We start from the raw sequence: 6,874 nt of genomic DNA, 5'->3' as shown, positions 1-6,874 counted from the left end.
CGCGGCCAGCCCCGCACCCCAAGGACCAAGCGGCCGGGGATGCGCCCGCAGGCCCAGGGAACCACCGGCCCCGCAGGCACACGGCCGCAGCTACTCCCGCAAGCTGACGGCCATTGCCTGACTGCCTAAGCGATCCCCTCACGAGGGCTTTTACCTCCCGCCGAAGCAGCTGGAAGGCGCTATCCTCGTGTACTTCGAACGTTGCGCACCACGTTCCTGCCCGCCAGGGGCCATCAGGCCCGGCGCCGTGCTATCCGGCCCTACCTTCTACACAGCGAAGAGCGCCGGACTCACCGGACAGGCCCTTAATGCTGCGTTCCCGTTTGGGCGGGTAAATGTGCTGGTAGCGGGGCGGTGCGGATGCTCGGGGTGGGTGCTGAGCGATGGTGCTGTGGGCGCGGCCCGGCCGCGACGCGGAAGAGCAGAAGATCGTGAACCGGCTGGTACGGGCCCGGAGGCGCCGCGCGACCTGTCGGTCCGGGCCCGCATGGTTCAGCTGAGCTGGTCCGGACAGCGGGTGCCGACGATCGCGGGCACACTGAGGTGTAGTGCCAAGACCGTGCGACTTTGGCTGCACCGCTTCAACTGCCGTGGCGTTGCGGGACTAGAGGACCTGGGCGGGCAGGGCCGCAAGCGCCGGATCAGCGAACAGGAACGCTCCCGCATCATCGCGTTGGTGCGGAGGTGCCGCCGGGCAGGCTGCGCTGGGAGCCCGTCGGCGAGCTGTGGGCGCCGGACGAGTTGGGCCCAGCGGAGTGGACCTTGTCCACGCTGGCTGCCGCTGCCCGTGCCGAGGGAATCCAGGTCGGAAGGTCCCAGGTCCGTCGGATCCTGCTGGCCGAGGGGGTGCGCTGGCGCCGTCCCCGGTCCTGGACACGGTCGGTCGACCCGGACTTCGCCCCAAAAGGACGAGGATCATCGGCCTGTACACCAGCCCACCGCCACGGTCATCTGTGCCGACGAACTCGGTCCGGTGATCCCACGCACCTTCCCACCCGCACCGGCCTGGTCACCTGACGGCCACCGGATCAAGTCCGAACTCGACTACGGCCGCGGGCCGGAGAAGACCTGGGTCTTCGGCGGGCTGCGGATCCGCGACGGTCACGAGCTCACCATGACCGCACCCTCCCGCAGCAGCGTCTGTTACCAACAGTTCCTGGAGCGAGTCGAGAAGGCCAATCCCGCCGAGACGATCTGGATCGTCACCGACAACTTGTCTGCGCACCGCAGCGTGTCCACGCGGGCTTGGTTGGAAGACCATCCGCGCATCCATCACGCGTTCATTCCGGTCGGGGCCTGCTGGCTCAACCTGCGGGAGGGCTGGTGGCGGTTGTTCCGCAAGGCCGCCTTGGCCGGACATTCCTTCTGCAATCCCCACGACATCGCCCCGCCACCGAAACTGGCCACCGCCCAGCTCAACGCCCGTGCCCGCCCCTGGGTCTGGGGGCACCCGGCCCCTCCCACTCGCACACGCAGGCGTCGCTATGCGTACGTCCTATGAGGAACGCAGCACTAGCACCGGAAAGCTGGGCGTCAACTATGCGCCCTCTGGTTCATCCTGACGTGTGAGACTGGAAGAGGCTCCCCCGGAACATGCTCCAACTACCCGGTATCCACTGCGGATACCGGAATAGAACACGAAGGAGCGGTATGTCAATGGATAGTGCGACTCTTGCCTCCCAGGCCCGTCTGCGCGGTGACGCATGGCTGTTCAAGCACGACTGGGGATTCGACACGAAGCCCTCGGCCGGTGACTTCGATGCGTACATGAGGAGTCTGCTGGTCTGCGCGAAGGGCGATGGCGCCGTCTCCGCCGAAGAGCGGAACTGGGTACTCGGATACTGCGCAGCCCTGGGCGGCGATCCGGAACTCATCCAGCGACTGGAAACCTATCCGGCGGACGACGAGTTGACGGAGCTGGTGTTGCGTGAGCCCGTGGTTGACGCCAGCCGCAGGGCCCTCGTCTTCGACGCCATCCGGGCCTGCGACGCGGACGGCGAACTGGCCTCCGGCGAGCTGGAGTCCATTCGCGAGATGGCCGGGCTGCTGGGCGTGGCCGACTCCGTCGACCGGCTGCACGAGCTGTACCGACAGGAGGAGAAGGCCCGCGCCGACCGCCTCGCGGTCATCTTCCCCGATGGCGCGCCGCTCTGATACCAGCTCCGCGGCGGCCCCCCTGCCCAGCTATGCACCGGAAGTGAATCCGGTCAAAGGCATCTGGTCGCTGCTGCGGTGCACGGCGGCCAACGTCGCGTTCACGGACGTCCATCACCTCATCGAGACCGTCCGCACCGGTCTGCGCAAGATCTAACGCCGACCTCACCTCATCACTGGCTGCCTGACCGAGACAGGGCTGGCCATCCGCCAACCGGACGCGACACCACACCGGAAAGGTCAGCAGTCATCAAGTGAGCGTCCTTGGAGGCCCGGTTGGCGGCCTCGCTGTGGTCGCACCAGGCGAGTCGTCGTACGCGGCGAGGGAGGGCGCGTCGTGTTGAATGCGTTCGGCGATCGGCCCGGGGGCGAACAGCGGGGCGAGGGTGCCGCGGGTGGCGTACAGGCCGATTGCGGTGATGGCGCCGGTGGCCAGCTGCAGCACGGCGGCGAGGAGGACGGCGCGCCTGTCGGCGTCCCAGGCGAGGCGGAGTGCGGTCATCGACAGGGCGGGCAGGCGCCGGGCGATGGTGGTGAAGTCGTCAGCCAGGGCGTTGTCGTGGCGTTCGGCGCTGACCATGTACTGCGGCAGCGTCTCCACGTCCTTGGGCGGTCGGCGCCGGGGTCATGGCAGGCGACGGAGCCGCTCGGGGGCTGGAGTTGCAGAGTTCTCGTGGGAGCCGCTGCGTGCTTGAGTGTCGGTCACATCCTGGGCAACGCGTCACCCATACGGGTGGACACGGCAGCGAAGGGTGGCGAATTCCAGTGCGAGTCGTACGTCCTGAGTGGACGCCTTTTCAACCGGCTTCTTGCTGGGTGGAGTTCATCGTTCCAGGTAGGCGCGCAGGAGGAGTTCGGACTCCGGGGAGAGCACGGCCACGCGGATCTGGTCGCCGTCCCGGTAGGTCAGGTGCCCGGGTACATCGTCCACGGCCGGGTGGTAGTCCCCGCGGGAGAGGGCGGTGAGGACTGTGGTGTGCAGGCCCTCGCGGAGCGCGAGCGACATCCCCAGGGTCACGGCGAGGTCGATGGCGGAGTCGGCGAGCGCCATGGTCACGAGCGCGGGGGCCTCCTTGGCTGTCATCAGCGTCGGTCGTGCGGTCACTGCCCCAGTATCGGACTCGGCCGAGGGGCGCGGGGGGCGAATGCGCGGATGGTCTTGCTCGGCGGCATCAGGCCGCTAACTGGAGCGCGGCGATGTAGGGCCAGACACGGTCGGTCTCGCCCTGGCCGACAATGGTCTGCTCGGCCTCAATCCACGCGTGCGCGCCTTGTGGGGTGAAGCGGGCGCTGATTGCCCAGCGCACCTGGCGCCCGGTGAACGCGGCGGTGAAGATACGCGGCGAGGGACTCCTCCAGGCAGGCGGCGCGGCCGGGCCGCCGGTGGGCGGCGCGATCGACGGCGGCGTGAGCGGCCTCCGCTTCCTCGGCGGTGGCGCGGCGTCCAGGAAGGCGGGCGGCGAAGCGCGCGGTGGCGATGGCGGCGCGGATCGTCAGGAGCCGGAGCAGGACGAGCGCCAGGAGCAGCCCGGCGTGCCCGGCCAGCCGCTGCAGCACACCCGTCGGGACGGGGGCAGCGAATCGCACCTCGGGGTGCTCAAGGTGGGCGGTGCGCGGGGTGGAGTGCAGCAGGTCGGCGCGTTCCAACTCCTCGACCAGCGCGGTGAGATCGGTGCGACTTGCTGGGGATCGGCGCCGCGGCTCGACCAGCAGCCGGGGACCCTCTCGATCGCATCAGCCGGTGTGGCGCCATCGGTGATCGTCCGCCACAGATCGTCGCCGATCGGGTCGAGGAACCTCCACTGGCCCCGGCCGGTCCGGACGTCCATCAACGCGACGTCCTCCGTGCTGGTGGCCGCGTAGATGCCGATTGTGTTCCTCATGGCGTTGCCTCCTGGGCCTTGTGAGCGGGGGTCTTCTCCCACCAGGTGTCGCAGGCGGTGGGCAGGGTGGCGAGCCACAGCTCGGTGACGATCAGCGTGTGCAGGGCCGCGAGCGGGGTGAGCTCGCCGCGGGCGGCGCCGTCCAGCAGCGGCGGTGGCCGCCGCCGGATCGAGTAAGCCCGCCTGGGCGATGCGGGATGTGGTGAGGATGCGGCGCAGGGTCGGGGCATTGGTGTGTAGGCCGGCGTACAGGCTGCCGGTGAACGCCGTCTTGGTGCTCCGCTGGAGGAGGAAGTTGGGGACGTGCCCGGTGAAGGCGGCACGGGCCAGCGGCTTGTAGTCGCCCGGCTGGAAGCGCTCGTAACCGGGAAGCGCGAGGCAGGCGTCGACCACTGGGGTGTCCAGGAGCGGGACGTGGATGGGCAGGTGCCATTGCTGGCGGGCGATCTGGTCGAAGCCCGCGCGTCCTCCGCCCATGTGCTCCAGGGCCAGGCGTTCGTGCAGGGCGCCTGGATGCACGTCCGGGGCGGCGGCTTCGGAACGGGTGGCGACCAGCTCGGCCACCACAGCTCGTCCGGCCCGGGTGAGCCAGGTGGCGGCCGCAGTGATGCCACACCAGCTCAGCATCTCCCACGGCGGGGCCCAACTGGGATGCCGCAGCACGCCGGGCCCGCCGATCAACTCGGCCAGGGCTCTCAATGCCCGGGGCTGGCTGCTCTGTTGCGTGCGTGCGGCCTGCCGCAGCATCGGCCACAGCGCCGTGTGGCGGGCACGCGCGAGCCGGGCAGTCCGGCCAACGGCAGCGAGGCGGTGCCCGGCGCGGTACTGGTCGATCACCGACATGGGCAGGGCGTCCAAGACGTTGTCACCGCCGCGCCCGGTCAGGTGCAGGTGCGAGCCGTACGTGGTGGCCGGGGCGAGCTTCGCCGCCTTGATGGCGAGCAGCCCGAGGCTGAGCGAGGGGGCGTCGGTGAGCAGCAGCACGGCGGGATCGTCCAGTGCGTCGAAGTGCTGGACCGACGAGCGCGTGCCGTGCACCCAGGCATGAGCGATGGGCGGGTTGTCGGCCGCGACCCGCTCCGCGTACCGCACGTCGTAGTGCTCGCCCATGCGGTCATCGGTGTAGGTGCAGCGAGCAGCGGGGTGCGCGCGGCGGCAAGGCTGGTACCAGTCGGTCACCATCAGACCTGCGCTGCGGGCCGCGAGCGCGACGGCGCTGGTGGTCTGCTCCAGCACGGTGAAGGCGCCGGGGAAGCCGCCGCCGGCCTGGGAGATGAGGCGCTTGGCGGCCTTGAGGTCGGGTCTGTACGGTCAACGGTGCATCTTCGAGCAGGAAGTGACACCTGATGACAGACGTGACCGTCTCGGCTGATGCCGTCGAGGAAGTGAAGCCCGCTGGGGCAAACGGACGCTCTGGACGACCAGCTGATCAGCCAGCTGGTGGGCAGGGCGAAGGCCGACGGTATCCAGCTGACCGGTGAGGGCGGGCTGCTGCAGCAGCTGACGAAGAGGATCCTCGAGTCCGCTCTCGAAGGTGAGATCACTGATCACCTCGGGCCCGAGAGGCACGAACGGACCGAGAGCGGCAACGTCCGCAACGGCACCCGTTCCAAGACCGTGATCACCGACGTCGGGCCGGTCGAGATTGAGCTGCCCCGGGACCGGTCCAGCTCGTTTGAGCCGCAGAACGTCAAGAAGCGACAGCGGCATCTGAACGGCGTCGACGAGATGGTCCTCTCACTGTCCGCCCGCGGTCTGACCCACGGCGAGATCTCCGCACATCTGAAGGAGGTCTACGGCGCCGAGGTGTCCAAGACAACCATCTCCACGATCACCGGCAAGGTGATCGACGGCATGCACGAATGGCAGAACCGGCCGCTGGACTCGGTCTATCCGGTGCTGTTCATCGACTGTGTGCACGTGAAGCTGAGGGATGGTCAGGTCGCCAACCGGCCGATCTACGTCGTGCTCGCGGTCACGGTCGAGGGCACCCGGGAGATCCTCGGTCTGTGGGCCGGCGACGGCGGTGAGGGCGCCAAGTACTGGCTCCAGGTCCTCACCGAGATCAAGACCAGGGGCGTGGATGACGTCTGCATAGTCGTCTGCGGCGGTCTGAAGGGCCTGCCGGACGCGATCGGGACGGTCTGGCCCCAGGCGATCACGCAGACCTGTGTCGTTCATCTGCTGCGGGCGTCGTTCCGTTACGCGGCCCGCCAGGACTGGGACAATATCTCCAAGGCGCTCAAGCCCGTCTACACGGCGCCGACCCAGGACGTCGCCGAGGAGAAGTTCCTGGAGTTCGGCGAGACCTGGGGGAAGAAGTACCCGGCGATCGTGAAGCTGTGGGAGAACGTCTGGGCCGAGTTCGTTACCTTCCTCCAATTCGACACCGAGATAAGGCGAGTTGTGTGCACCACGAAAGCCATCGAGGCGGTGACACGCGGATCCGCAAGGCCGTCCGCTCCCGCGGACATTTTCCCAACGAGCAGGCAGCGATCAAGTGCGTCTACATGGCCGTCATGAGCCTGGACCCCACCGGCCAGGGCCGCAAACGCTGGTCACAACGCTGGAAGACCGCCCTCAACGCCTTCGAGATCACCTTCGACGGCCGACTCTCCGCCGCCCACAGCTGAACCACTAACAACTCCAGAAACCCCGTTCACTGGACAGACCCCAACCGGCTCAAACGCCTCCAATACCGGCCCGGCACCCTCGACGGCTTCATCACCGGCACCGGTCTCGCCCTCGATGCCCCAACGTCACCCTAATCAACCGAAGTCGGTAGTGGGTGTCTGAGAAGCCCCGTTCAGGGCTGTGATCTCCCGGCTCGGTGCAGG

The 6,874-nt window shown here is 68.4% G+C and carries 6 protein-coding genes and 2 pseudogenes; 4 read left to right on the top strand and 4 right to left on the bottom strand.

All coding sequences use genetic code 11. The features are described from left to right. Positions 1–487: 487 nt before the first annotated feature. The 3 genes and pseudogenes from ACFWZ5_RS43675 to ACFWZ5_RS43665 all read left to right on the top strand — a co-directional run. Positions 488–631: pseudogene (locus tag ACFWZ5_RS43675) on the top strand (helix-turn-helix domain-containing protein); the annotation flags it as partial. Positions 632–973: 342 nt separating this feature from the next. Then, positions 974–1,501, top strand: coding sequence for a transposase (locus ACFWZ5_RS43670; RefSeq protein WP_384892639.1), 528 nt, complete (start codon positions 974–976; stop codon positions 1,499–1,501). Between the two features lie 155 nt (positions 1,502–1,656). Further along, on the top strand, positions 1,657–2,154 hold the full coding sequence (locus tag ACFWZ5_RS43665; protein WP_384892636.1) for a hypothetical protein: 498 nt from the start codon (positions 1,657–1,659) through the stop codon (positions 2,152–2,154). A 250-nt stretch (positions 2,155–2,404) separates the two neighbouring features. Here ACFWZ5_RS43665 and ACFWZ5_RS43660 read toward each other — a convergent pair whose 3' ends face one another. From ACFWZ5_RS43660 to ACFWZ5_RS43645, 4 genes are all read right to left on the bottom strand, one after another. Then, positions 2,405–2,755, bottom strand: coding sequence for a hypothetical protein (locus tag ACFWZ5_RS43660; RefSeq protein ID WP_384892634.1), 351 nt, complete (start codon positions 2,753–2,755; stop codon positions 2,405–2,407). A gap of 222 nt (positions 2,756–2,977) precedes the next feature. Then, positions 2,978–3,259: a hypothetical protein gene (locus tag ACFWZ5_RS43655; protein WP_384892631.1), complete on the bottom strand. Its 282-nt coding sequence runs from the start codon at positions 3,257–3,259 to the stop codon at positions 2,978–2,980. A 146-nt stretch (positions 3,260–3,405) separates the two neighbouring features. After that, complete coding sequence (locus ACFWZ5_RS43650) at positions 3,406–3,711, bottom strand: lasso peptide biosynthesis B2 protein (RefSeq protein WP_384892628.1); 306 nt, start codon at positions 3,709–3,711, stop codon at positions 3,406–3,408. Beyond that, the gene (locus tag ACFWZ5_RS43645; protein ID WP_384892626.1) at positions 3,648–5,273 is read right to left on the bottom strand and encodes an asparagine synthase-related protein; all 1,626 of its coding nucleotides are present in this window, start codon (positions 5,271–5,273) and stop codon (positions 3,648–3,650) included. Before ACFWZ5_RS43645 ends, ACFWZ5_RS43650 begins: the two co-directional genes overlap by 64 nt. A 159-nt stretch (positions 5,274–5,432) precedes the next feature. Here ACFWZ5_RS43645 and ACFWZ5_RS43640 point away from each other — a divergent pair. Then, a pseudogene (locus ACFWZ5_RS43640) lies at positions 5,433–6,670 on the top strand (IS256 family transposase). Positions 6,671–6,874: the final 204 nt, after the last annotated feature.

Origin of the sequence: Streptomyces sp. NPDC059003, assembly GCF_042740445.1 — a bacterium.
In the GTDB taxonomy this organism is placed as follows: domain Bacteria; phylum Actinomycetota; class Actinomycetes; order Streptomycetales; family Streptomycetaceae; genus Streptomyces.
The sequence above is the reverse complement of the archived record's forward strand: the minus strand, read 5'-3'. Positions and strand labels throughout refer to the sequence as shown.